Below are 24,214 nucleotides of genomic sequence, written 5' to 3' on the forward strand. Positions count from 1 at the left end.
CAAGGACACACAACGATGATCGGTCGCAATAAGCCTGCTCCTACCCCCGTCAGCGCCGTCGCTCTGCAATGGGCCAACGGGAAGAGCTACGCCCGCCCCTTCGAGAAGGGCGCCGGCGTCGGTCGCTTCGCCCCCCATGTCGGCTTCTACATCGAAATCGGCAAGGATGGCGAGATCGATGAGGCGCTGGGCCGGGCGGGTATCAAGCAGATTGAGATCCGCCACCAGCGGGAGGGCGGCAGCGAGATCGCCCGCCACTGGGATCTGGGAGCGTCCGTCAAGTTCTACCCCATCACGAGCGGGCCGGTCGCTACGACCGTCGCCAGCAGCCTCGCCGGCGCCAATGCTCGCAAGACCCGTGACGCAGGAATCGGGGTCTACTGGCCCTCTGATGGCAGGAGCAAGACCGCTGTGCGCGGCCTGCTCGACGTGCTGGTGCGCGTGGGATGCCTTCGCCTGGTGCAGCTTGCAGTGCGTTCCCGCATGGGCGATGTGCTGCTGGCGGTGCTGGCCGATCACGCTCGTGTGGCCGAGGCTGCTGATGATCTCGTGGATCGGGAGAGGCACCCGGAGATCATCTGTCTGCACGAGATTGCCCTGCCCCTGGGCGAAGCCGACGAACAGACTTGGGGCAAGGTAGACACGGCGGAGGTTGTGCCCTTCAAGAGTCTCCACCCCGCCAAGATCGATGCCGAGTATCTGCGCGGGCTGTGGCGCCCGGACGCGGTGAACGCCCTGGCCTACCGCGAGTGGGAGGCCATTCAGACCTGGGCCGGCGACTATCAGGCCGGCAAGGGCACCAACGATTAAACCCTGTCACCTTTGACAGCTATGATTAACGATAACGAGGAGCAACCCCTATGGCCTGCAATCTGGCCGTGTCGATCACGAAGGCTGCGGTAAACGAGGAGCAATTGCTAAAGCTCCTGACGCCGGAAGCGGTACAGCCCGTCGTTGAGTCCTACCTGCGCCAGCCCGGCGTGTTGAAGGCCGGCGAGACGTTCAACGTCAGTCGCCAGGGCAACCGCCTGATAGTCACGGTTGGCTCACTGCGGCTCTTCATCGACGGCGGGCGCGTGTCCACCTATGCCACACAGGGCTACAACGACGGGCGAGGCCGGGAGCTTGTGGACGCTCTGAGCAACCTGCTGGCTCTGGCTGCCGATGCGCTCTTTGCACAGAAAGTGAAGGCGGCGCTGGCTCCGTTCGGCAAGGTGGCGCAGCAGCAGGTGACAGTCGATAACGGCGGCGTCACCCAGGCCGCAACGGTGTTCACGCTGAAAATCTAGCCGCTGCCGAAGCGGTCACGAGTGACAGGAGAGACAGCGGTGGAAATCAAGGTGTTTGTGCTGCCTGGCGGCAAGGTGCAGATTTTCGTGGACGGCCAGGTGAGCTTTGAGCAGGCGCAGCAGATCACCAAGGCCGTGATCGCGCAGCTCCAGGCTGGCGGCGTCGAGTTCTCCGAGATCGGGACAGTCGAGCAGCACAAGGATGGCGCGAGCCACGTACACATCACTGGGGGCGTCCATGTCCAGCACTAGCAAGCCCGCGCCAGCCTGGTTCCGGCAGTTCCAGACGAGCTTCATGGCCGGCGAGGCCCACGCCTTCATTCTGCACGGCGACATCAACGGCTATGCCCACGAGGGCGTGACGCAGCGCGGGCTGCTGCTAACCTCCCTGTCGAGCAAGCGCGATGTGGTGGCTGTGTTTAGCCTGGGCCGGGGTATCACCTTCCCGGTGCCGTCAATGCGCGACGCAGCACAGCGGCTCCTGGGCATGGAGGCCAGCGGCGGGCAGGCGGTTAACCCCTTGACGGCGGCCCTGGCCGGTATTACTGGCGGCGAGAGCGACGACGACCCCTTCGCCGGAGCGCGGCGCCCGACGGCGGCGCTAGAGCTGCTGGAGCGGCTACTGCTGGCTCCCGGCGCGAAAGGCAAGGTGGCCGTCATTCTAGATGGCGCTGATCTCATCAGCGCGCACCTGAGCGTCGGCAAGGGGGCGATGTCGCCCGATGATCGCACCGTCCTCTCCACGCTCAGGTATTGGGCGACGGATCGGGATATTGCCAGCACCGACAACCCGATCTTTCTCTTCTCGCGGGAGCTGGCCGACGTTCACGCCGATCTACGCGAGGCCACCAGCGGCTACAAGGCCATCGAGATCGCTATGCCGAAGCGTGAGCAGCGCGTGGCCTTCGTCGAGTGGTATCTGGCAAACCGAGCCGAGGAGGGCCAGCCTATCGCCCTCGACGGTATTACCACCGACGAGATTGGCACTCTTACCGCTGGTCTGAGCCTCCGCCACATCGAGGATATTCTGCTGCTGGGCGCGCAGAGCGGTGTCAGCCGGGAGCTGGTCAAGGCCCGCAAGGATGCGATCATTGCCAGCGACTACACCGAGGTTGCTGAGATGATCGAGCCCATCCCTGACGAGATGTTCGGCGGCCAGCAGCGGCTTCGCCAATGGGCGCAGGATGAGGTTATTGACCCGCTGCGCCAGGGCCGCGTCAACGATGCCCCGAAGGGTGTCCTGCTGGTTGGCCCTCCGGGGAGCGGAAAGACGTTTTTCGTCAAGTGGTTGGCGGGTGCGGTGGGCTTCAACGCCGTGGCGCTGCGCTCCGAGAACATCTTGGGGGGCATCGTCGGTGAGTCCGAGCGCAAGCTAAAGACCTTCTTCAACTTCGTGCGGAGCCTGGCCCCCTGCCTCGTGTTCATGGACGAGCTGGATCAGAGCGACATGAGCCGCCGCGGCAACGGCAGCGGCAACCCTGTCGCAAGCAATTTGTTCAATCAGATGCTCCAGTTTATGAGCGACGAGACGCTGCGCGGCAAGGTGATCATGCTCTTCGCCACCAACCGCCCCGACCTGATCGACACCGCCCTGATGCGCTTCGGGCGCATGGACGCGATCATTCCCGTGCTGCTGCCTGACGAGGCGGAGCGGGCGGCGATCATCGCGGCGCAGGCTCGCAGCCAGGGTGCTGCCATCACAGATCGCGCTGTCGCCACCTTGGCCGCAGCCACGAACAAGTACAGCGCGGCAGACCTGGGTGGCATCATTCGCAAGGCGCGTACTCTGGCCCGCCGCGAGGGCAGCGCGGCTATTACTCCGGAGCTGGCGGCGCGGGCAATGAGCCTGATCCGGCCCAACAGCCCTGCGACAGCGGATTACTACACGCTCCTGGCCGTCAACGCTTGCAACGACGCCGAGCTATTGCCTCCTGAGTACGCCGGGTTGCTGGCAGACCGGGCTGCGCTTCAAGAGCAGATTGCGGCAGCGGAGCCGCAGACGGCGCCGAAGGCAGAAGGGCCGCGCCGGAGCCGCGAGTTTTAGGCCATCCGGGCGGGGGTGAACGCGCTCCCCCGCCCACTCCTACCCTGACAACACTGACAGCATTGAAACCCCTGGGAGAGTGAGATGAGCGACCCGACGAGCCTGGAGAACGCCCGACGCCGCGCCACGATTGCGGCCATCCTGGGCCTCGATGCTGACAAGATTTCTGTGCAGGACATCGGCCAGAATCTCATGCAGGAGGGCGTGATCGTCGATCTCTCCCTCTCCCGCTGGCGTGCGCGGCAGAGCCTCGACCTTGACGACCTGGGGTTGCCTCCGCTCACTGCCGATGAGGCCAAGGCTGTTAGCAGCATCTTCAAGTTGGGCGAGAAGCGGCTGCTGCCCGATACCTACTTCAACCGCCTCGTGGCACTGGAGCGGGTGATCTATCGCACGCTGGAAAAGTTCGCCTTTAAGTCGCCCTGGGGGAGCTTCGTGCCGGCGACAGCGTTCCCGGCCTGGAAAGAGGCTCACGCGCAGGCCGCCGCTGATTGGTTCGCACTCCGCGACGAAATCGTGCGCGACTACCCGCAGATCATGGCTCTGCTGCGCGAGCAGTACGCCGTCGCGTCCCGGCGGGCCTATCGCGTACTGAACAAGATGGAGGGCGTGCTGGATGCAGAGCGGCTGGGCGATCAAGAGACATTCGTGCGGGCGACGTGGGCGCGCATCAAGGCGGCCATCCCTACGGCAGCCGAGATCGGCGCCAGCTTCCGGCTCGACGTGAGCTATAGCCTGGTGCCCCTGCCCTCCCTGCTGGCGTCGGGCAGCGCCGACGCCAGTGAGACGACGGTGGAGGCGCTACGCTCCCGTGTGAGCGCCGCCGAGGAGGCCGAGGCTCGGCGCCGCAAGCTCATCGACGACATGAACCGCGAAGTGCTGGCGCAGGCCCGCGCTAAGAAAGAGGAGCTGATTGACAGCTTCCTGGCGGGTCTCGTCGTACAGCTCCGCGGCCTGATCTATCAGGTGAGCGTCGATACCCTGACCGGCCTGGAGGGCAAGGCCGCGCCGCATAACCGGAGCCTGGGCGCCCTGAAAGAGCTGATCGGGAAGGTACAACGCCTCAATTTCTTTGGCGACACAGAGGCTACGGCGATGATGGCGCAGATTCAGGGGCTTCTGGACAGGGAGCCGAAGGATCGCACCCCGGCGGAGATCCAGCGCGTGCTGCGGGCCATCGGCACCGTTGCCCGAAGCAGCCTGATCGCCATCGGTGAGGAGCCGCGTAGTGCCCGCGACGTGGGCATTGCTGACGCCCCCAGCACCAGCGAGATCCGCGCTGCCCGCGCTGACCTGGGCCTTGTAGTAGTGGAGGGCGGAGAGATGCGGGCTGGGCGCGCCCTGGAGCTGGATCACGATCTACTGGCGGCCCCAACAGGGCGCCGCGGGCGCCGGGTCGATCTCCTGGGCGACGAGCCGCCCACCGGCGACGGCGGGGCGATGCGAAGCCGGCGGGACATCTAAGGGGCACTCAACGGGGCGGCGGCAAGCCCACCGCCCCATAGCGAGGGCGGGGCGGAACGATGGGAGCCACGTATAACGGCTGGCGAGACAACGGGGGTCGCTGGATGGTCAGCGGCAATGCGCGTGCGCTACCGCTCACAGGCATGGCTGCGCGTATGGGCGGCCTGAGCTGGGGCAATGCGGCTGCTGGCGCGTCGGCCCTGGCCTTCGCGCTCCTGGCCGCCGAGTTTGGCGAGGCCATCGCAGAAATGCTCTACGGCCAGTTCCGCGCCGAGGTTGTGAGTAGCTGGAATCCTGAGCAGCCCTGGCGCTTGCACTCATTCGAGCTGCGCCAGTGGCTTGCCAGTAGCATCACGACGCGGCGGCTGCTGGCACAGATGAGCGGTGAGCCGGCCCCGCTCCTCGTGGCGCGGGTCTACCCCTGGGCCGAGGGCAGCAGCGTCGATGCGTCCTGGGCCGATGCCTTGACCGTGCTCAGTACAGGCGAAATGGCCTTTGACGGCGAAGCCATCAGGATGTGTGAACGCCACGGCAAGCTGGCCCGCCTGGTGGCCGCCGGCGGCGTTGTCTGGAGCGAGGTAGTACCCATTGACCGGCTGCGCGAGCTGGTGCCGCCCCTGGTGGACGGCTGTGAGTTGCGCCTGCTGCGCTACCCCAGCCTGGGCCACGCGGCAGCCCTGCCCGCCAACTATGACGGGTGCTGCCTCGTGCGCTGGCGCCGCTGGCACGGCTCTGACGGGCCAGTGGCCGCCGTCGTTGTCTCTGAGCTAACCGGCGAACTGGCCGCTGCTGTGGGCCTCACAAACGAGTCGACGACGATCACGAACCGGGCGACCTGGCTGGCAACGGTGCTGCGCGCCGAGCTGGATGTGGCCCCGGAGCGCCAGATCTACGTGGAGCATCTGCCGGCCCGTGGTGTCCGGAGCCCCGGAGGCTGGGATGTCACTGCCGATTTCTCCCGTGTCACAGGTGACTGGAAAGAGGGGCCGTTGGTGCTCGACGCCGCTCCTGCCGGCTTGGCTGTTCAGATGTCTAACCCCCGTTGGTCTTATTTCAGCCGCGACGCTGCCGAGCAGCTTACCGGCATCTCACTCGACGATACCGCAATGCTGGCCGCGTGGAACTCCTGGCCGGCGACAATCGAAGGTGCGCGACGATGAACGGCGAATTGCTGTCTGTTGAGGAAGTACGGGTGCTGGTGCAGGCGAAGGTGGCCGCCGTGCCTGGCGTGGCGCAGGTGGAGCTGGAGGCTGGAAACGAATGGGGGCTCATCGCCTGGGCGGCAGGCACGCCGGAGGCGCAGGGTGCCGTGATGGTGAACATTGCCAATCTGTATGACGAGTACCTGCGCCGGCCCGGCATTCTCGATGCCCTGATCGACCGGCTGGTGGCCCCTATCGGCCAGATGGCCGCGAGTGTGGCCGGCGGCCAGGTGTACACCATGCCGCCGACCTGGGAGCAGGCACGCAAAGGGCTGTACCTCCGGCTCGACCGGCAGGATCGCCTCGACGAGATCCGCGCCGCGACGGGCGGCCTGCTCATACCCATCTCGCGCCCCTGGCTGGTGCGCGAGCTGTATCAGGCTGTGGTGTTCGACGGCCCGACGACGATGCGGCACGTTACGAACCGTGAACTGGAGCTGTGGGGCGTTGACGAGGCCACGGTGTTTGACGTGGCGGCGCGGCGGCTGCGCGAGCTGGCGCGGCAAGGGCCAGCGATCCAGAAGCGTGAGCTGTTCTATGTCCTTGCCACCCGCGACGGCTATGCCGCGGCGCGGCTGCTGGCCCCCGCCGAGCTGCGTGCCCAACTGCCGAGCTACCTACGGGCCTCCGGGCTGATCGTGGCAATCCCCCGCCGCGATCTGCTGCTGGCGATCCCCAGCTACCGCGACGATCTGGCGGTGCCCTTCGTGGGCAAGATCCTGGCGGAGAGCCAGCCCTACGGCCTCACCACCACGATGTTCCATTGGGACGGTAACGATCTGACGCCGATCCGGCCCCGCCCGCTCACAGCACACACGGCCTGACCAGCCGGGTGTGATTGATCCGCGCCCCGCCTGACCACCGGGACGCTCCGACTCGCGTCGAGCCTGACCAGCTCAACGCGCTCAACTGGAGAGAGGTATAACCAATGAACGCGCTGCAAGGCGCCGCGGGCCTGGAAGCCGCGGCGCCGCCCTCCCTGGCTCTCGCTGGCCTGGAAACGGCAGAGCCGCCCCCCGACGAACTGGCCGACGCGCTGCTGCTGGAGGCGGAGTTGCTGGTCGCTTCCTACGAGCCGGATGATCTGCCCGAAGCCCTGAACCTGTACCTGCGCGAGATCGGCCATGAGCCGCTGCTATCGGCGGCTGACGAGGCCGAGCTGATGCGAGCCATCAACGCCGGCAGGGCTGCGGCTGAGATGCTGGCCGCCGGCGGCAGGATCGCGCCCTCCGTGCGCTGCAAGCTCGTCGCCGCTCGCGAGGCCGGCGAGGCAGCGCGGGCCAGGATGATCAGTGCGAACCTGCGCCTGGTAGTGAGCATCGTCAAGAAGTACCGCGAGCGCGGGCTACCCCTCCTCGACCTCATTCAAGAAGGCAATATCGGCCTGATGCGGGCGCTGGAGAAGTTTGACATCGCCCGCGGCCTGAAGTTCAGCACGTATGCAACGTGGTGGATCAGGCAGGCGGTGACGCGCTCCCTGGCCGAGACGAGCCGCCTGGTGCGGCTGCCAGTGCATCGTGGCGACGATGCCCGCGCCTACTTTGCGGCGCTTAATGCGCTCGTCGGCACCCTGGGGCGCGAGCCAAGCGACCCGGAGCTGCTGGAGCGGCTAAACCAGCCGGCAGCGCGAAAGCGCGAGGCGGGTGAGGAAGCGGCGAAGAAGGGCGCTACGGCGCGTTGGGACGCGAAGAAGCTGGCCGCGGTGCGCGAGGCAATCGCCGTGGCGTGTGTCGACTCGCTCGACCGACCTGTGGGCGACGACGATGGCGCGGAGAGCCGGCTGGGGGCGTTTGTGCCGGCGCCGGTAGATACCGCCAGCGAGGCCGAGGCATCGCTACTCACCGCGACGCTGCGCGAGGCTGTGGCGACGCTGTCGCCGCGTGAAAAGCGCCTGATTGAGCTTCGCTATGGGCTAAACGACGGGAGATACCGCACGCTGGAGGAGGTGGGCCAGGCGTTTGGTGTGTGCCGTGAGCGCATCCGGCAGCTCGAAGCGTCTGCACTCCGCAAGCTGCGCCACCCGTCACGGGCCAGGAAGATCATGCCGCGCACCGACGCGGCCTAGCAGGAGCCAGCACTATGCGCCCTACCCGTCCCTTTCCCTGGCTGCCTGTGACCGGCATCCTGCTTGCCCTAGCCGTGATCTGGTTGGTACATCAGCAGACGTACCGGGCCGATACGGCGCTGCAAACCGCGTTTGCCCAGCAGGCCGCGCTGAGGGACACGGAGATCGCCCTGAACAAGACTGTGACGGCGCTCACGCCGCGCCCAGAGGTGCCCCAGATCAGTCTCGACGACTTGAAGCGACTGCTACCGACGGCAGTATCGTCGCTGCCCAACCTTGTCGGTGGCACCCCAACGCCGGAGCCGATTGCGAGCGGCGCGACAGCGCGCACCCGGATCGATGTGCTGGAGCTGGCCCCTATGCCCGACGGCAGCCAGGGTGTGATCGTTCGGGGCACCGTCACAAATACGAGCCAGGACGAGATCACGGTGCCGATCAGCGCCTTCTCGCTGCGCGACTCCGCCGGCGCCACGTTCACCGTAGACACGGCTGCCCAGGCCGTCCTGAAGCCTGGCGAGTATACTCCGTTGGAGCTAACGGTGCCGGTACAGGCTGATCGCGGCCTGGTGCTGGTGGTGCTCATGGAAGGCGAGGGGCCGGTAGAGCTGAAGCTACGCGACGAGACACTAGAACCAGGGGCACCCGCGTAACGTCTCTTGATAGTTCTGTACGCTCTGCGCTATATTAAAGCGCAGAGCGTACAGCAATTTTGGCTGTGATAATAATACCGTAGCTGTCTGGGTAGACAGTAGTAGCAGCAGCCAATCGTGGCCGTCAGCGGTGACACCAATGAACGACAACAACGATTCCGCTTCCGAGCTGTTTACCTGCCTCGACACCTGTGAGCGCCTGCCGGCCCTCGACACCTGCGGCACTGGCGGCGGCCTCATCCTTACCCCAGAGCATATCAACGCCCTCCTGGCCGCCGCTGCGCGGCTCTTCCCGATACTGCCCTCGGAGATCCGCGAGGGTACTATCCACGCTTACCTTGCGGCTTATGTGCTGCAATGCCCGTGGCGCATCCTCTACGATTGTCAGCGGGAGCCAATGCTGCAAGCCCTGGACGGCTACGCCCAGCCTACCAAGGCGGCGGTGCTGGCAGGAACGCCGAAGAAGAGCAAGAGCCGGAGCCGGCGTGCTGCGTAGCGAGCAACCCATGCCTACATCCAACGACCATACCCACAGCGAGATGATTGGGCTTCGGGAAGCTCAATCTGACACTTTTGGCCTTGTCGGCAGTACGCCGGGCTCTATAGGCGTGTTTGGGCTTCCCAAAGCCCAAATTGGCATTTCTGGCCTGCTTGACAACACAACGATGGGTGGCGGGCTTGTTCCGATGCCAGCCTCGATAGTGGTGATTGGGCTTCCTGAAGCCCGTCCGGCCCCCAACCTTCAAGCCGCCCCGCTGCACGAGCGTCCCGCCAATGGCGTCACCGCTGACAACGGAGAGTAAACCATGCCCCTCGTCACGATAGGCTTTGCCGGCAAGGGTAGCAGTGGCAAGACCACGCTGTTGCCGTCGTTGCTAATGGCTGACAGAGCCGAGCGCCCTGCCGAGCGGTGCCTAGTGGTAGACGTTGACCCACATCAGAGCTTGACAAGCATCCTGGGGCACGATGGCTGCACGACTCTGGGGCAGCTTCGTTCAGCCTACGAGCGCCAGTTACTCACTGGCGCGGCGCTACGCGAGGATGAGACACGCGAGGCGTTTCTGGAGGCTCGCATGGGCCAGGAGGCTCTACTATCCACACCCAGCTACGATTTCCTGGCTCTGGGCCAGTGGGGGCTGGCCGGCTCGCAATACACCCCGAACCGAGTGATGGAGCGGGCACTGGCCTCCATACTGGGGCGATACGATCTGGCGCTGCTCGATCATGAAGCTGGCGTGGAGCATTTGGGGCGCTACACAGCGATCCCGCTCGATGCCCTCGTGATCGTGGCGACGCCAGCCCGGCTCTCCCTCGATGTGGCCCGCCGCATCTGAGAGGACGCCTACCGGCGCGGGTGGGTCAGCGGGCGAGCCTTCCTGCTGCTGAACCGGGTGCGTGAGGATGACATGGAGCGGCCCCACGTTGCTGCGGCACTTGCCGAGATGCAGCAGGCCGGCGTTCACTTCCTGGGCGCGGTGAGCGAGGCCGACGACGAGTCGCACGCGCTCACACCTGATGACCTCTGGCACCAGCAGCTTCCGGCGATCTGGAGCGAGCTGCTGGTGCAGGCCCGGCACCAGGCCGATCTTCGTGCTGCGCGTGAGGCGGCGCTGGCTGCCCTGCGCCTTGATGACTAGCGGAAATACAGGGATGGCTGGCACGCCCGAACTAATCTCGAAGGACACGCTGCGCTACTTAGAGCTGCTGCAAACCGAGTTGGCCGTGTTCTACGGCTACCGCCAGCTTTGGGCCGAGGGTGCCGCCAACGGTAGGCGCCTTCCTTTGAGCCTCGACGAGCTGCTACGCGAGCAGCAGCGCCAGGTTCAGCACATCGCCTATCTGGCCCTGGCCGCGCAGCAGACGGTCTATCCCGGCCAATCGTCCCATGCCCGCTTCGTCTACCGCGAAAAGGGCGATGAGGGCGACGAATAACGAACCGCTGCGTTGCAGGGAAGTGCCATGCTGTTGGCTCTGACACAGGATGGGCGGCGTATCCTAGCCACGCGAGATGAGCCGGGTTTCTGCCCGGAGTGTAACGGCCCGCTGGTCGCTCGGTTGGGTAGAGTGCGAGTGACGCATTGGGCGCATCGGCCAGAGGCAAACTGCCACTATGGCACAGGGATGACCGAATGGCACTATCGGTGGATATTGCGGCATCACAACACTAGTGGCTGGCTGATTGAGCATCGCCACGGGCCGTATCGGTTTGATTGTTTCCATCCTGAAAAGCAGCTTGTATTAGAGTTTCAGAACAAGCCACTCTATGATTACATATTGGAAAAAAGTCGCTACTGCGGAGAGCAGGGATTACGTATTAACTGGATATTAAGCGACGACATGTTCAAGTCGTTTTTTGCAAGAGCAAGACCAAATGTTATCTCAATAATAGGGAATAGACGCCTTGTAATCCTTGACATCCTCGAACAATCAGCAATGAAGTTTCCGTTTGCTTCGTATTACATTGATGTTCGCCAAAGAATACTCGGTCTGGAAGCTCCTGAAATACCCTGCGGGTTGTACCGCATCCACAAGATCCCTATTCCCATGCCGCATCGGGAAGGCGAGGCAGCGCGACCAACCCGGTTTGATTACTACCAATTGCGGCTCGAACGGCACGTCAACAAGGGACGACAAGGCAATGATTCGGAGACAGCACACTGACCCTGCACATGAGGCATGGATGGCTTGGCGGCGCGGGTATCGCGCTGCCGGCTCTTCGTCTGTGTCACTACTGACAGCTATGGAAGCCTGCGAGCGCCACGCTGCTGCCGGCGACGCCTGGCGGGCGGCACTCTGGGCGCAAATCAAGCAGCACGCCAGCGATCTGCGCTGAGTGCTGGCTGCCGTTGAAGCCTCTGGCAATACGAGCCAGCCAGAGAGGGGGTACTGTGACACTATTTTCGACGCCCGCGCCTCTCAGCGGCCCGCACACACAGCCTGGGAGCCTGCTTCGCGTCGTCACCCATCCGAAGCCCGATCTGGATGCTCTGGCGGCCTCCTGGGGACTAGCGTACCTGCTTCAGATGCAGGCATGGCTTTTTTTCAAGGCGCAGCCGGCCCCGGAGGATCACGATCCGGCGGCAGGGCGCTTCGTCGTCGATGTCGGCGGCGGCCCGCTTGATCATCACCACACGAAGCCCGACGGCGGCAGCGAGGCCGATCGTTCCACCTGTGCCTTCGAGCTGGTGTGCCGCTGGTGCCAGGCCCACCCTGACCCCGATGTGCGCTACCGGGCCGATGTGCTGCTGCGCCTCGTTGCGCCGTCGGTGCTGCGCCAGGACTCCACGGCGAGTCTTGCCAGCCCGCCCGATCCTGTGGCCGATCTGCTGGGCCTGCCCCGCCTGATCGACGCCCTGCACCGCCGATTGGGCGACGACCTGGCCGTAGCCAAAGCCGTCAAGCCGTGGCTTGATCTCGTCTTTGATACCGCCCTGGAGCGCGATGCTGCCGAGGCCCGCGCCCTGGCCGCGCTGCCCCTGGTAGCACAGCTCCGCACGCCGGAGATCCTGATACTCACTTATCGCCACCGCGAGGGCGAGCTGGATTTGATGCGTGATGTGGCCTGGGCGCAGCACCCCAGCGCGGCGCTCCTCTGCTACCAGACGATCCACGAGGATGCCGCCGGCCACCTGCTGACCATCAGCCGGGGCATCACCCGCCGGCGCGGCCTGGCCGCCCTCGATGTGCGCGCTGTGATCGCCCGGCTGCTGGAGCTGCCGATCTCCGACGAGCTACGCGCCGAGCTGCGCCGCTGGCACGCCGAACCCTGGTTCGCCAACAGGGGTGGCGTGAAGAAGCCGGTTATCGACGAGCCGCCGGCGGGGATGCTCGACGAGCTTGCAGCCTGGCTGTCGCATGTGCTGTCGGCGCAATCCTAATGGTGCGCGGCAAAGTAACAGGAGATGATGGGGTGGAGGCGAGTCACATATACGATCTCCTTGTGTTCAAGTTGAACATGGACGCCGAGATTATCGCCTCGATAATCTCGATGGAGCGATTCATCTCTCGACAAACACAAAACACATATATGATCTCCCTGTGCCCAAAATGAACACGGCCTGTTACGCCGTGTGTTGACGCACTCGCGCACTTGTGCTATAGTTTGCGTGTCCATATTGAACATATACGAGGCCCCATGTACCCAACCGAAACACTTGTGGTGACGTTCTTCGATTACCCCTGCCTCGCGGCGCGGGGTGCTGACGGCACAATTTATGTGTCCGTGCGCGATCTCTGCGACGCGGTTGGCCTGCGTACTCACGGCCAGCTCCGTCGCCTGCGTGCCGATGAAGATTTGCGCGATGGCCTCTAAACCTTTCGTATCGCTACCGCTGGCGGCCCCCAGGATCAGGAACTCCTGATCCTTGAGTTCATGCCTACTTGGGTGAGCAGCGTGCAACGTTCACGGGCTTCGGTTACAGTGCGCGAGCGCCTGAAGTACCTCCGGCTTTTCGCTATCCGTGAAACCTACAATGCCTTCGCGCGCACCGCTGGCCTGCCGGAAGGCGAGAGCCGTGCGATTGAGGATCTGCGCGCCCTGGAGCACTTCGAGGACGCTATGACGACTATCGCGGAGCGCCAACAAGCTATCGAGGAGAGCCAGCAGAAGGCTCGCTCGGCCTGGCGCGATCTTGATGCGCGGGTACGGGCGCTTGAAGAGAAGGTCGGTGGCGTCATCTCCAATAGTCAGCGCGGGTACATTTACCAGCTCGTCCAAGCCTGGGCCACTGCTCGCATCACCAGTGAGCCGACGTTGAGCCGAGGGGATGTCTCTCAAGCGTGCTGGGGGCGATCAAGACGCGCTATCGCATCGCAAAGTATGAGCATCTTCCCGCCGCGCAATATGCCGATTGCGTGAGCTACATTCAGGGCGCCTATAAGCGACTGACGGGTGAGGAGCTAAATTTGCCCGAGCAGGGCATGCTAGATCTGGAGTAGGGTGATGCCTGGTGTGCATGAGCAGAGTCGCGTTGTCGGCCAACGCATCGCGTCGGCCCGCCAGCGTGCGGGCCTCTCTATTCGAGAGTTGGCGGAGCGCATTGGCTGGCCCCGTGATACGCTGGTTAATTATGAGCTGGGCCGGCGGGCGATTACGATTGAGCGGCTTCAGATCATTGCTGACGCTCTAAGCATACCATCAGCGATGCTGCTTCTTGAAAACGACCAACTTGCTGAGGTGGTGGGTCGCCTCGCAGCCGAGCCAGCCCTGCTATCCCACGTTCGCTTTTTTCTTGACACCCTCCACGACGATGTGCCCGCTGACCCGTTTGGTTCCCTATAGTTCGCGGCCTAGGTAGGGGTGTGAGGTCTCACACCCTGATGGTTGATCTGGCAATTGCTACCAAGGGGTATGAGACCTCACACCCCCCTCGCAAGTGGATGTGGGCAGAGGAATACACATGCAAGTCATCACGGTGGCGAACGAGAAAGGTGGCGTGGGGAAGACGACGACGACGGTGAGCCTCGCGTCGGCACTCGGCCAGACGAACCGCGTGCTGGTGATCGACCTTGATAGCCAGGCACACGCGACAGAGTGGTTCGGTGTGCCGGCGAGCCGTGTCCCAGTCGAGCGTTCCTCCTATGCAGTGCTCACCGGGCAGACCCCGCTTGCGAACACCATCCTCCGCACCGAGGAGCCTGGGGTCGCCCTCTGCGCGGCACACGCCTATCTTGCGAAGGCAGCTCAGGAGTTGGCAGCAAAGGTAGATGGCCTCTTCGCCCTCCGTGATGCTATTGAATCCCTAAGTGAGTCAGGAGTCGAGATCGACTATGTGCTGATCGACTGTCCACCCTCAAAGGGGGCTGTTGTTTTCAACGCGCTGATTGCGGCTGATCTTGTCCTTGCCCCGGTGCTCGCGGAGTCGTTGAGCATGGAAGGGCTGGGTGAGTTGGCGGAGACGGTGAAGCGCGTGCGGCAGCGGTACTCCCCAGAGCTTCCTCCCCCGCGCATCCTCGTGAACAACTACGAGGGGCGCTCGGCTGCAGATCGACAAATCTACGACTATCTGCACACGCAGTTCGGCCATCAGGTGCTCCAGACCGAGATCGGGCGCGACGCCCCACTGCGCGAGTGCTTCGCTGCCCGGATGAGCATCCTGCGCTACCGTCGCGGGGCGCGCTCGGCTGGGCAGTTCCTCGCCCTGGCCGATGAGATCACGGAGTCACTGAATGCCACCGAAGCCTAAGCGGGAGCGCCCCAACCTCAACCTCGATCAGTTCTTCACCCCACAGACCGGGGGAGAGGATCTTGACTTCCTGCTAGGTGCCCCCGAGGAGACGGCGCAGCGTGCGAGGGAGCGTGGCTTGCCCCTCTCTGACATCCCCGTGCGTGCGATTGCCCCAGACAGAGATCAGGTGCGACGCCTGCCGCTCCCAAGCGAGCTGCTTCAGATGGAGGCCGCCGGCGACCGGGCGGCCAGTGTGCAGCTCGCCTCGCTCCGCGAGTTGGGAGAGTCGCTGCGCGAGCACGGCCAAGTGCAACCGGCTATTGTCTATCCCGACTCTGATCCCAATGATTCAGCCATCACCTATCGCCTCCTTCACGGGCAGCGGCGATGGACAGCCGCGGTACTGGCAGAGCTGCCGACTCTGTGGGTGGTGATCGTCGAGCGCCCGAGCGATGTGAGTCGACTCTTACGGCAATTCGAGGAGAATGAGCGGCGGGCGGGCCTCGTCGATATGGAGCGTGCGTTGGCGCTCGTGAGCTTGCGTGAAGCTCTCCAGCGTGAGCAAGGGAAAGATGTCCCGTGGTCAGTTGTCGAGGCAAGGCTCCAAGTGTCGGAGGGGCGCCGTCACGATTTGATGCGGCTCCTTCGCTTCCCCCCCGAGGGCCAGGCAATCATCTTGCGCTATGGCTGGGCCGAGTGGACACTACGCCCACTTCATCAGGCGCTTAGTGCGGGCACGGTGGATGCCGCGACGGCCACAGATATGCTCCGCCTCCTCTCAGAGCAGTCGGAGGTTACGGCTCCAATCGTAGCGTCGTTGGTAAGCGCCTATGTGCAGGAGCGCAGTCCAGCGGCGCCGGTAGACGCAGATGCTGACAACGATGTGAGGCAACGCGGCAAGCCAGAAGCGACTGCGGCGGAGACTGCGACCGCAGCATCGGCCCCGCCCGATGACATCGGCCAGCGGCTCATGCGGCTGCGGCGCCAGATCGAGCAGCTTCAAAGCCATGTCAGGCGTGAAGCCGATGCAGAGCGGCGTGCGGCGTGGCGTGGGGAGGCAGAGCAGCTTCAGGCGAGCCTGGAGGCACTGTTAGCGGAGCTAAGAGGGCCGTAGCTAAGCTCAGCCGGCTAGGACCATATTAGGCTGCCGGTAAGCGCCTCTATTTCGGTCGGGGTTGCGGCGAATCCGGTGGCAACGACAGCAACTAGGCCACCTTATAACAGACAGCAGGGCGCCCCTAGGAAAGCTCAGGGGCGCCCTGCTGTGTTCTGATCGCCGTCACACCCTTCACAAGACTTTAGCACCAACATGCCCGTGTAACTCGTTATCATACACCGGAAAATCTGTTCTAAAGTGCATTGTGACACTACTTCACCTACTGTGGGCACAAATAGCTCGCAACACTCCACCAGAAAACTTGTTCTAAAGTAGAGTAAAGCCACCCTACCTACATGATCACTACTAAACCTACTTGACATAATCAGAACAAATGTGCTAAAATGTGGATCTGTAAACGCGACGAACGTGCTGTAGTCCTTGGTCTGTAGCGGCAGGAGGTATGATATGGCTCGCACGTCAGGAAATCGCAGAAGGTCCGTCACCCGCATCGTCTGGGAAGCCGTTGTGGCAGGATGGTGCTTCATCGAAATTGGAGGTTGGATTGCTGTAAGTACGGGGTGGGGACAAGAGCGTTTGTACTGGCCGCTCTACACCGTCGCGGGCCTTTGTATTCTCCTACTATGCATTGTCGCCGACAGTTACCGTTTATCACTTCCCAACTCGATGGAAGAATCTACGATTGCAGAGCCTCATGAGCCTGTATCGAGAGAAGGCGCTTGATGCTAATGCTGCTCGACGGTGTTGTAAAAACGGCGCTGCCCGATCATAGGACAGCACCGTTTTCAGCGAGATACGACGATCTACGTTACGGACGCCCACGCACCTTCCATCTGCGGCTAACATTTGTCGAGCTGTGGAGGAGAACGCGCGAACCTTCCTGGTCATCATGAACTACAACCGACAGGTTGTGGTCGTCGAAATCCTCGACGGTAACTCGACGTAAGCAGGTATCTTGCCTAAGCCGTACCTCTTCGGCGTCGGCGAGGATCTCACGCCGATGGCGATGCGTTTGTGCGATGTGAACGGTGATGGCGTCGCCTACTTGATCGGTCGTGTCAAGGACGAGCAGATAGTCTACCTCGACCGCGACAGCATCTTCAACCTGATCACTGCTAAGGAGCGCATGTAGTTCGTAGAAGAGGCAGGTGAGATGGTGCTATCCCTTCACGGCCTCTTTGAGCGTACTGCTGGCGCTGAAGCCCGGCGTCTTGCCGGCAGCGATCTGGATCTTCTCGCGGGTCTGCGGGTTGACGCCCTCGCGGGCCTGCCGCTCGCGCACCTCGAAGGTGCCGAAGCCAGTCAGCGTCACCTTCTCGCCGCGGGCAAGGGCCTCGCTGATCACATCCAGTGCATTCTCCACAATCAGCTTCGCCTCTTTCTGGCCCACGCCGGCCTTCTCCGCCACGGCCTTGATGAACTCCGTTTTTTGCATCCCGATCCTCCTATGCGTTCCAATGCCGTCACCGCTGACGGCGTAGGCTTCCGCTCTGGCAGCAACCACGGCCAGACGCTCTCGGTACGCCGCCGCGACGGCGCCGACGAGGGCCGTGGGGGGCAGCAGCTCCAGCCGAATAATAGCCTCTTCCAAGAGCGCGCACACTGGCCCCAGCGACTCCGCGGCCAACACAGGTACGGCTGGCTATTTTGCTCGTGGCATCGTGGTCTGCCTTAGCCCGTGTGCTTACGCTTGACGAAGCCCGCCCTTCGGGCTATGGTAGGCCATACGTTCTGATAGGAATGACTAGAGAAAGGCAGCACCGCTATGGAGCGACCATCTGTGCCTGCTATGGATGAGCTAGATGCTGTTCTGCGAGATATTGAGGAGATGGAGGAAGCTATACGTGTCTTAAAAGAGCGTGTTAGCCAGATACCGGGTGAGATGTCGGAACAGTTAGGTTCAGACGAGGCTCGGATTGCTGCCGCACGATACTTGTACTGGATGACACCTGATGTGCCAACGCAGGCTATTGGATACGGCTTATGTGGGCTGGGTAGAAACAAGCTCGTTGAACTCATTGGAGCGGCACAAGTAAACATACCTTGTAATCGTTGCAAACGCCCGCTTCTTGTTCGCAATAGGACACACATGCTCGAAATTACAAATGCGATAAAGCGCGGAGGGAGGAGATTTGGACGTGGGTATACGTTCCTCTGTGATGCCTGTCAGAAAGCCATGATTGAAGAGCGGTATGCGTGGCACCAACAAATCCAGCAAGCGCAGAGTGAGCGACTTCGGCAGCTAAAGACGATGCCATACGCTGAATATCTTGCCTCAGAGGAGTGGAAGGCGAGAAGGAAACGGCATTTGCGGAGCGTTGGCTACCGCTGCCAGGTCTGCAACACCCAGGGTGTTGTGCTTGATGTTCACCACCGCACCTATCAGCGGCGAGGCGAAGAGCATTATACGGATCTCCTGGCACTGTGCCGAACCTGCCATGATCTCTTTCATCGAGAAGGCAGACTTGTAAAATAGGGATAGCAGTATGGATTTCAGTATTTTGTGTCCGCAAATTGAAGAGGCGTTGCTTCGTGTTCGAGTGCTTTATCAACAGGTGCCTGGTCTTATCTTGACAGAAAGCGACCTTAAATGCGTGCTGTACAAAGAACTTTCTGATATACCGTTTCTGACACAACCCGCAATGACCTATGATTGTCTGTATGCGACTCCTATACACACGGAAGTTTCTTGGTTCGACGAGCAAGGGGCTCTGACTATCACATCGGATCTTGTCATCCTTGATCCGAGGCATCTGCGGCTATTGGAACAGCCACTAGGTCATGAAAAAGCGATGCTGTCGCGGCAGCGAGTCGCACTACGGCGAGAACAGGGCGCAAGGAACTGGCAGCCATTACCAAACAAGAAATATGAGTTTGGTGGAACGGCTATCAACTTTGAGTTGAAGTTTGCGCGTGCAGGTATGGATCGCATATTCAAGGATATACAAGATGACCACGACAAAATAAAGCGATTGGAGCACGTGTTAGAAACGAACGGATCGCACAGCGAGGTTTTCCATTATATTGTGATCTTCAGTAGGTTCAAGAACAGGTCTAATCGATTCTCGGAGTGGGTTAGAAGGTGTAATGAGGAGCCGTATATCAGAGTAATATGGCACCACGCCGATATATGGTTCCCTGGGTTTAGCCGCCGGACCACACAAAGTACGAATTAGGTTAGTTGTCAGCACATAGTCCATCGCCCTCCTCTGGCGCTCCCTCGACCTGGGGCATTTCAGCAGCGAGTTTCAGCGCCGCTCTGACGGCCAGCAATCCTTGGGCAACCACGGGGCGCGGCTGCTCCTCATCGCCGTCAGCCAACAGCCCGCGAGTGTAGCCCCGGATCACCGTGCCGTCGGGGGCGTCGAAGAGGCCCCGCACCGTCATGCCCTGCTCAGGCAGTTCGGCCACCTTGTAGTGAGCCAACCTGTAGGCCAGGGGGAGCTTCATAAACCGCTCGCGCTGCGCCGGCGATGCACGGCGGGCCACCCGATAGTGCATGGCGTGGTCGGTGACGCGATGATAGGCCGCCAGGGTACGCTCGATCTGCTGCTCCTCGTCGCCGGCATAGTCGCCTTCTATTGGCGGCGGCCCCAGCTCGATCCGCTTCACCTGCTCACGGGGAAGCGTCAGCACGCCGGGTGCTGCCCGCCCTCGCTGCTTCGGCCTGGGCGGCGTCGGCGGCGTCGAATCGGCGGGCGCTGACGGGGCGACGAAGCGCAGGCGCACCGCCGGCTCGCGTCGCATGTCGCGTTCCCAAGCGCAGAGCGTCAGGTGCAGCTCCCAAACGAGGCGGGGCGACAGCGCCCCGCCTTCGTTCCAGCGGGCGGGCGGTTCCGGGGCCAGTTGCCACGGGATTATCACGCCGTCGGCCTCACCTTCTGCCGGTGCCAGGCGGAGCCAGCGCGTTCCGTCGGCTTGGGCGTCGATCTCCAGCGCCGCTACGCCGATTTGGGCCAGTTCCGGTAGGCCAGCAGCCGGCAGGCGAACGCGGTAGCGCCCGACAGGCGGCAGGCCGGTGTTAGCCTCGCGCACCAGCTCGGCGGCGACCTGGCGGAGCATCGCAAGCTGCTCGGCTCCATAGGAAGCCGGAACAGGGCCACGCATCGACGGCCCCAACCAGATCGGTGCCTCTGGGTGCCAGAGCCAGGTAGCATTCTTCGGCAACTCCGTGGCCCCCAGGGCGCGATCTACTCGTGTTAGGACGGCCTCAAAGAGCGAGAGATCGCCGCTGGCAGGGTGAATTGCCGGAAGTTCCTGGCCCCAGGCCCACACGAGGGCCAGGGCGGCAGCGAACGCCGTGCTATCCAGCGTGTCGAACGTGGCCGCCAGCTCGAAGGAAGGTGCCTGTAACAGCTTGCCCCAGGTGGTGAAACCCTCCAGCATGCGGGCCGGAAGCGTCGCCGGGCCAATAGTGCGATAGTGCTGCTCCAGGCCGCGCACAATAGTCCGCGCTGCTGGCGAGCCGCCGCCCTCCATCGCCGTGATCAGGCTTAACAGCGTGTCCATCGCGTTCAGCAGCGAGGTGAGCCAGGTCGTTGCCGTCTGAACGGGGAGCCGGTGCGTTCGTGCTAGGAAGAGCGCGGCCAGCAACACCAGGGGCGGCACGCCGTAACGCATTGGGCGATCCCACAGGCGTCGTAGCTCCTCGGTTGGATCGGCGCCGCGCCGGGTGCTGAGAGTGACGCCCCAGCGTAGTCTGAGCCAGCCATCCGGGCGCGTTTCGAGCATGTAGAGGCTGCGGCTGCCGTCCTCGCCAGGCGTGAGAGTCCAGACGCCGGCGGCGCCGGGGGAAACGGTGCCGGCCTCCATCGGAGTGAGGCCCGCGGCCAGCGTCAGCCCCAGAGCGGCGCTGCCGCGCTGCGCCACACCGGCCAACGTTAAGAGTTGCGGATCGCCGGTAGCGATCTCATTGATCGGCAGCCAGTGAGCCGGATAGGCAGCCTGCGAGCGGGGGCGAAGTCCTCGCCACGGGAATAGCTCAGGGAGCGCGTCAAACTGGCGCTGCTGATAGAGCGTCCCTACTAAGTCAGAGGTGACAGAAACGATGATGCCGGCGAACTGGCTGGTTTGCCCGTCGGCAGGGGCCGGCTCGTCGCTCAGACCAACGGTATCTTCGCGTGCAATGAAGGCGGCCACCTGGCGCTCGTCGTCGTCATCGCGTCGGAAGGCGACGCTGAAAGCGGCGGCACGAGGCTGGTGGGCGCTATCCAGCAGCGTGATCTCCAGCACGGAGAGCTGCCCGCCATCAGGGCCGGGGCCGAAGCGCCAGGTGGTGAGCGCATTGGCCTCCAATGGCTCCCCGCCCCTGGCGGCCTCGCGGGCCTCGGCCAGCACGATAGCCACGTCGGGCCGGCGGCGGAGGTCAAGGTGCAGCGCAGGGGCGGCGCCGTGCTGCGTCTGGATGCGCGAGGGCACCCAGGGCAATGCTGCCACTGCGGATTCTTGAAAGGCGCGGGTTGCGGTGTCCGTGGTCATTGGGGCGCTTCGGTGCGTGTTGGGGCCGGCGTTGGCACGCCCGACTCGGCACAGCGAGCTTCGATGAGCCAGCGGGCCAGGGCGTCGAGGGTGCGGAGGGCGCGATCTTCCCACACTTCGAGCCAGGGGCCAGCGGCGATCACGTCGGCGGCCACTGTAGGATAGCGGCTGGTGATCTGCGCGGTCAGGCCCGCCTTCCAGCTCTCATAGGCAGGAGTGAGCGGGAGGCCCGTGCCCATCGGGTCGTCGGGGTGTTGGTGTCGCATTGCTATGCCTCGGCCTTGCGCCGCTCTGCGATCAGTGCCTCAATGTCGTCGATGCTAGTGGTAAGAGCGAACAGCAGGGCCGGGTCGAGCCGGCCCAGGGCGATCTCTGTAGCACGGCTGTAGCTAGTGTCGCCCAAGTCGTTCGGCAGCAGCACGCCCTCGGCAACGTCATCGCCTATCCACATCCGGCGGCGGTAGTCGATCACGATGCAGCCAGGATTGCCCGGCTGACCCTCGCCCACGGTGATCCACAGGTGCGGGTCAACGGCTTGCTGGCCGCGGTGCAGCACGCCGCTCCAGGCCCGGAACGGCACGCCGGCGATGGTGAGGAAGTGGCCGACGATTTGGGTGTGGCCGTCGCACTCGGTTGGGGCGTTCGCGTAGCGGTCGAGGAGGCCGCGCAGCTCGTGAGCCACCAGGGGTAGCTCGTCGGCGCCCCAGCGCAGCGCGTGATGAATAATGAACGCCTCGCGGCTGGCGGCTACCTGGCCCTCTTGGTCGAGGGCATCGAGGTCAAGATCGCCGGTGAACACGGCCAGGCGGGCGGCTACGTTCGGGCGGCCCAACTTGTAGGTAAGCGCCAGGGCGCCGGCACACTGCTGGGACTCGTCGGTGCAGACCGTCTCGCTGAAGCCGTCATCAGCCTCAACCGTCGCGGTGGTCTTGTGGCACGCGAAGCCGTGCATGTCGTTGCCCAGCAGATCGTCAATGATGCCCCTGGCGCGGGTGCCGCGCAGGTATCCCGGTATATCTGTGCGAAAGGGGCAATCTCGGCAGGGCCGTTTGAGGTTAAACATAACCGCCTAGTCTCCCTCGTCAGCGGTGACGGCTTCGAGCCGGTTGCGCGCCGCATACGCGGCGCGCATAACGCTCGCCCACGGCTCTTCTCGCTCTTTGCGATAGTTCTTGCCGCCGTCACAGTGGATTGGAAACCGCTCGACACGCTTGCCCTTTAGTTCCTCATAGGTCAGACGCCCACGGCTGAAGCCTGTGGGCTTGCGCCTCAGCCCGAAGACTGGACACCATAGGCTGTCTGACAGGCAGCCCGTTCGCGGATATTGATCGCGGCGTTCAGATCGGCACCTATACGATGCCCGCACAACACACAGCAGAACTCAGCTTGCGACCGGCGATTCGCCTTCTCGCAATGCCCGCACTCCGAGCAGGTGCGCGAGGTGTTGCGCGGGTCAACCGCCATGACCGGCACCCCTGCCCGTCGCGCTTTGTAGCTGAGGAACTGCCGCAATTGCGCGAACGCCCAATTGCTCTGTCGTGCCCGTTGCTCTGGCCCCTTAGCCCTTGTCCGTTGGCGAATGTGCCGTAGTTCTTCCATGGCAATCGCCCGCTTCGTGCGTTCGGCCTTTGCAACCAGCCGCTTGCTGATCTGATGATTGATGTCCTTCTGAAACCGGCGCTGACGCCCAGCCAGCTTCCGCAGCCGGCGCTTTGCCGAACGTGTTCCGACCGCTTGGAGCGCGGCCCGGCGCCCGGCGTACCAACGGCGCTTGCGCTCGACCGGCTCGCCGGTGTGGGCCTCGCCATCGCTATCGGTTGCGAGCGTGACGATGCCCAGGTCTACCCCGATCACTCCCTCCATCTGCTGCTCATCAGGCTCCGGCACGTCACAGACGGCCAGCAGGTAGAACGCACCCTTGTGGAATACAAGGTCACTTTCGCCCTTGCGGTAGGCCAGCAGCGACCGCTGATGCTCGCCCAGCAGGTAGGGGATGTACTGCCGACCTGCAACCGTCCAGATCGACACCGCGCCCTTGTCGGTGTACCAGGACAGGTTGCGGTCATCGAAGGCGATAGCGCCGTGGGGTCGGAATGTGCGCTGGGTATTGCGGTCGAGCTTGTAGGCGTCGGCTACTTTGGCGATGCAGCGCACAAGGATCTGCGCTCCCAGGTCGAACGAGTCCTTGACCTGATGGTAGACGAGCTTCTGGAGGGGGATACGGCGAAACTCACGCGCTTGCCACGCCAGCGCACTAATCGCATCACACGCCGCGTTCGCTTCTGCTAGTGTTGACAGCAATGCGGTGTGCTGCTCCGGCGACGGGTTGAGCTTGATCTGCGCAATAAGTTTCATACACTATGAGCAATAACACGCTTGTTCAATAATGTCAAATCGAGCTGATAGCCCGGCGCTTCCTCCCAGGGGTAAACGCTCTGTGCTTCCGCGCCGTGATGTGGTCGTATCTGTGCGATGCAAGAAGTCATCTGTGAGCCTGGCAACCATCCGCAAACCCCTGGGCCACAAGCACATCCAGACGACGCTATGCTACGCTGAACAGAGCCATACGCGGCTGATGCAGAGCTACGACTACGCCAGCGCGCCCTTCAGCGCAAGCGGACTTAAGCACCGTACATGCTGCTGGTTATTGCGTTTTCTGTCCTGATGTTGCGCAGAGCCCTCATAGGGATGGCGCACCCGGATTTCGCCGTCAGGAAGCCAGCCGGCTAGGTGCTCAT

30 protein-coding genes and 1 pseudogene are annotated in these 24,214 nt (G+C 63.2%); 26 read left to right on the forward strand and 5 right to left on the reverse strand.

Annotated features, from left to right (window positions below; translation table 11 throughout):
• The first annotated feature begins 15 nt into the window (after nt 1–15).
• From U9R61_RS13730 to U9R61_RS13840, 24 genes and pseudogenes are all read left to right on the forward strand, one after another.
• Nucleotides 16–810: a hypothetical protein gene (locus U9R61_RS13730; RefSeq protein ID WP_322489386.1), complete on the forward strand. Its 795-nt coding sequence runs from the start codon at nt 16–18 to the stop codon at nt 808–810.
• Nucleotides 811–860: 50 nt separating this feature from the next.
• Entirely contained in the window at nt 861–1,289 is a 429-nt protein-coding gene (locus U9R61_RS13735; protein WP_322489387.1) for a hypothetical protein, read from the forward strand.
• A gap of 39 nt (nt 1,290–1,328) precedes the next feature.
• Entirely contained in the window at nt 1,329–1,541 is a 213-nt protein-coding gene (locus U9R61_RS13740; protein WP_322489388.1) for a hypothetical protein, read from the forward strand.
• A gap of 43 nt (nt 1,542–1,584) precedes the next feature.
• Nucleotides 1,585–3,333: an AAA family ATPase gene (locus tag U9R61_RS13745; RefSeq protein WP_322489389.1), complete on the forward strand. Its 1,749-nt coding sequence runs from the start codon at nt 1,585–1,587 to the stop codon at nt 3,331–3,333.
• A gap of 84 nt (nt 3,334–3,417) precedes the next feature.
• Nucleotides 3,418–4,797, forward strand: a complete 1,380-nt coding sequence (locus tag U9R61_RS13750) for a hypothetical protein (protein WP_322489390.1) — start codon at nt 3,418–3,420, stop codon at nt 4,795–4,797.
• A 59-nt stretch (nt 4,798–4,856) separates the two neighbouring features.
• Entirely contained in the window at nt 4,857–5,957 is a 1,101-nt protein-coding gene (locus U9R61_RS13755; protein WP_416208854.1) for a DUF6166 domain-containing protein, read from the forward strand.
• A complete protein-coding gene (locus U9R61_RS13760; protein ID WP_322489392.1) occupies nt 5,954–6,823 on the forward strand; it encodes a hypothetical protein in 870 nt (289 codons plus the stop codon). Before U9R61_RS13755 ends, U9R61_RS13760 begins: the two co-directional genes overlap by 4 nt.
• Before the next feature lie 104 nt (nt 6,824–6,927).
• Nucleotides 6,928–8,064 (forward strand): sigma-70 family RNA polymerase sigma factor, encoded by a 1,137-nt coding sequence (locus tag U9R61_RS13765; protein ID WP_322489393.1) that lies wholly within the window; start codon nt 6,928–6,930, stop codon nt 8,062–8,064.
• A 14-nt stretch (nt 8,065–8,078) separates the two neighbouring features.
• Nucleotides 8,079–8,714, forward strand: a complete 636-nt coding sequence (locus U9R61_RS13770) for a hypothetical protein (protein ID WP_322489394.1) — start codon at nt 8,079–8,081, stop codon at nt 8,712–8,714.
• Nucleotides 8,715–8,853: 139 nt separating this feature from the next.
• Nucleotides 8,854–9,210, forward strand: coding sequence for a hypothetical protein (locus U9R61_RS13775; protein ID WP_322489395.1), 357 nt, complete (start codon nt 8,854–8,856; stop codon nt 9,208–9,210).
• Between the two features lie 10 nt (nt 9,211–9,220).
• Nucleotides 9,221–9,517, forward strand: coding sequence for a hypothetical protein (locus U9R61_RS13780; protein WP_322489396.1), 297 nt, complete (start codon nt 9,221–9,223; stop codon nt 9,515–9,517).
• 3 nt (nt 9,518–9,520) lie between these two features.
• A complete protein-coding gene (locus U9R61_RS13785) occupies nt 9,521–10,048 on the forward strand; it encodes an AAA family ATPase (RefSeq protein ID WP_322489397.1) in 528 nt (175 codons plus the stop codon).
• Between the two features lie 72 nt (nt 10,049–10,120).
• Nucleotides 10,121–10,351 (forward strand): hypothetical protein, encoded by a 231-nt coding sequence (locus U9R61_RS13790; protein ID WP_322489398.1) that lies wholly within the window; start codon nt 10,121–10,123, stop codon nt 10,349–10,351.
• A 13-nt stretch (nt 10,352–10,364) separates the two neighbouring features.
• Nucleotides 10,365–10,646: a hypothetical protein gene (locus tag U9R61_RS13795; protein WP_322489399.1), complete on the forward strand. Its 282-nt coding sequence runs from the start codon at nt 10,365–10,367 to the stop codon at nt 10,644–10,646.
• Nucleotides 10,647–10,673: 27 nt separating this feature from the next.
• Nucleotides 10,674–10,826 (forward strand): annotated as a pseudogene (locus tag U9R61_RS19960) (competence protein CoiA family protein); the annotation flags it as partial.
• A gap of 9 nt (nt 10,827–10,835) precedes the next feature.
• Nucleotides 10,836–11,375: a hypothetical protein gene (locus tag U9R61_RS13800; protein WP_322489400.1), complete on the forward strand. Its 540-nt coding sequence runs from the start codon at nt 10,836–10,838 to the stop codon at nt 11,373–11,375.
• Nucleotides 11,376–11,394: 19 nt separating this feature from the next.
• Nucleotides 11,395–11,547, forward strand: a complete 153-nt coding sequence (locus U9R61_RS13805; protein WP_322489401.1) for a hypothetical protein — start codon at nt 11,395–11,397, stop codon at nt 11,545–11,547.
• 55 nt (nt 11,548–11,602) lie between these two features.
• A complete protein-coding gene (locus U9R61_RS13810; RefSeq protein WP_322489402.1) occupies nt 11,603–12,592 on the forward strand; it encodes a hypothetical protein in 990 nt (329 codons plus the stop codon).
• 257 nt (nt 12,593–12,849) lie between these two features.
• Nucleotides 12,850–13,026 carry a hypothetical protein gene (locus U9R61_RS13815; RefSeq protein WP_322489403.1) on the forward strand — a complete coding sequence of 59 codons (177 nt, stop codon included), beginning with the start codon at nt 12,850–12,852 and terminating at the stop codon, nt 13,024–13,026.
• A 60-nt stretch (nt 13,027–13,086) separates the two neighbouring features.
• The gene (locus U9R61_RS13820; RefSeq protein WP_322489404.1) at nt 13,087–13,572 is read left to right on the forward strand and encodes a hypothetical protein; all 486 of its coding nucleotides are present in this window, start codon (nt 13,087–13,089) and stop codon (nt 13,570–13,572) included.
• Nucleotides 13,573–13,656: 84 nt separating this feature from the next.
• On the forward strand, nt 13,657–13,995 hold the full coding sequence (locus U9R61_RS13825; RefSeq protein ID WP_322489405.1) for a helix-turn-helix transcriptional regulator: 339 nt from the start codon (nt 13,657–13,659) through the stop codon (nt 13,993–13,995).
• Between the two features lie 118 nt (nt 13,996–14,113).
• On the forward strand, nt 14,114–14,899 hold the full coding sequence (locus U9R61_RS13830; protein ID WP_322489406.1) for a ParA family protein: 786 nt from the start codon (nt 14,114–14,116) through the stop codon (nt 14,897–14,899).
• A gap of 169 nt (nt 14,900–15,068) precedes the next feature.
• Nucleotides 15,069–15,995: a ParB/RepB/Spo0J family partition protein gene (locus tag U9R61_RS13835; protein WP_322489407.1), complete on the forward strand. Its 927-nt coding sequence runs from the start codon at nt 15,069–15,071 to the stop codon at nt 15,993–15,995.
• Between the two features lie 958 nt (nt 15,996–16,953).
• On the forward strand, nt 16,954–17,130 hold the full coding sequence (locus U9R61_RS13840) for a hypothetical protein (RefSeq protein WP_322489408.1): 177 nt from the start codon (nt 16,954–16,956) through the stop codon (nt 17,128–17,130).
• 27 nt (nt 17,131–17,157) lie between these two features.
• Here the strand turns inward: U9R61_RS13840 and U9R61_RS13845 are convergent, their stop codons facing one another.
• Nucleotides 17,158–17,433, reverse strand: a complete 276-nt coding sequence (locus U9R61_RS13845) for an HU family DNA-binding protein (protein ID WP_322489433.1) — start codon at nt 17,431–17,433, stop codon at nt 17,158–17,160.
• A 330-nt stretch (nt 17,434–17,763) separates the two neighbouring features.
• On the opposite strand from U9R61_RS13845, the gene U9R61_RS13850 reads away from it, so the two are divergent.
• Nucleotides 17,764–18,474, forward strand: coding sequence for a hypothetical protein (locus tag U9R61_RS13850; RefSeq protein ID WP_322489409.1), 711 nt, complete (start codon nt 17,764–17,766; stop codon nt 18,472–18,474).
• Between the two features lie 10 nt (nt 18,475–18,484).
• Nucleotides 18,485–19,174 carry a hypothetical protein gene (locus U9R61_RS13855; RefSeq protein WP_322489410.1) on the forward strand — a complete coding sequence of 230 codons (690 nt, stop codon included), beginning with the start codon at nt 18,485–18,487 and terminating at the stop codon, nt 19,172–19,174.
• Nucleotide 19,175: 1 nt separating this feature from the next.
• Here U9R61_RS13855 and U9R61_RS13860 read toward each other — a convergent pair whose 3' ends face one another.
• The 4 genes from U9R61_RS13860 to U9R61_RS13875 form a co-directional block, all read right to left on the reverse strand.
• Nucleotides 19,176–21,476: a hypothetical protein gene (locus U9R61_RS13860; RefSeq protein WP_322489411.1), complete on the reverse strand. Its 2,301-nt coding sequence runs from the start codon at nt 21,474–21,476 to the stop codon at nt 19,176–19,178.
• The gene (locus U9R61_RS13865) at nt 21,473–21,742 is read right to left on the reverse strand and encodes a hypothetical protein (RefSeq protein ID WP_322489412.1); all 270 of its coding nucleotides are present in this window, start codon (nt 21,740–21,742) and stop codon (nt 21,473–21,475) included. Before U9R61_RS13865 ends, U9R61_RS13860 begins: the two co-directional genes overlap by 4 nt.
• Nucleotides 21,743–21,744: 2 nt before the next feature.
• Complete coding sequence (locus U9R61_RS13870) at nt 21,745–22,539, reverse strand: hypothetical protein (protein ID WP_322489413.1); 795 nt, start codon at nt 22,537–22,539, stop codon at nt 21,745–21,747.
• A gap of 206 nt (nt 22,540–22,745) precedes the next feature.
• Nucleotides 22,746–23,831: a transposase gene (locus tag U9R61_RS13875; protein ID WP_322489414.1), complete on the reverse strand. Its 1,086-nt coding sequence runs from the start codon at nt 23,829–23,831 to the stop codon at nt 22,746–22,748.
• Between the last annotated feature and the right edge of the window lie 383 nt (nt 23,832–24,214).

The organism is Chloroflexus sp. (genome assembly GCF_034431535.1).
In the GTDB taxonomy this organism is placed as follows: domain Bacteria; phylum Chloroflexota; class Chloroflexia; order Chloroflexales; family Chloroflexaceae; genus Chloroflexus.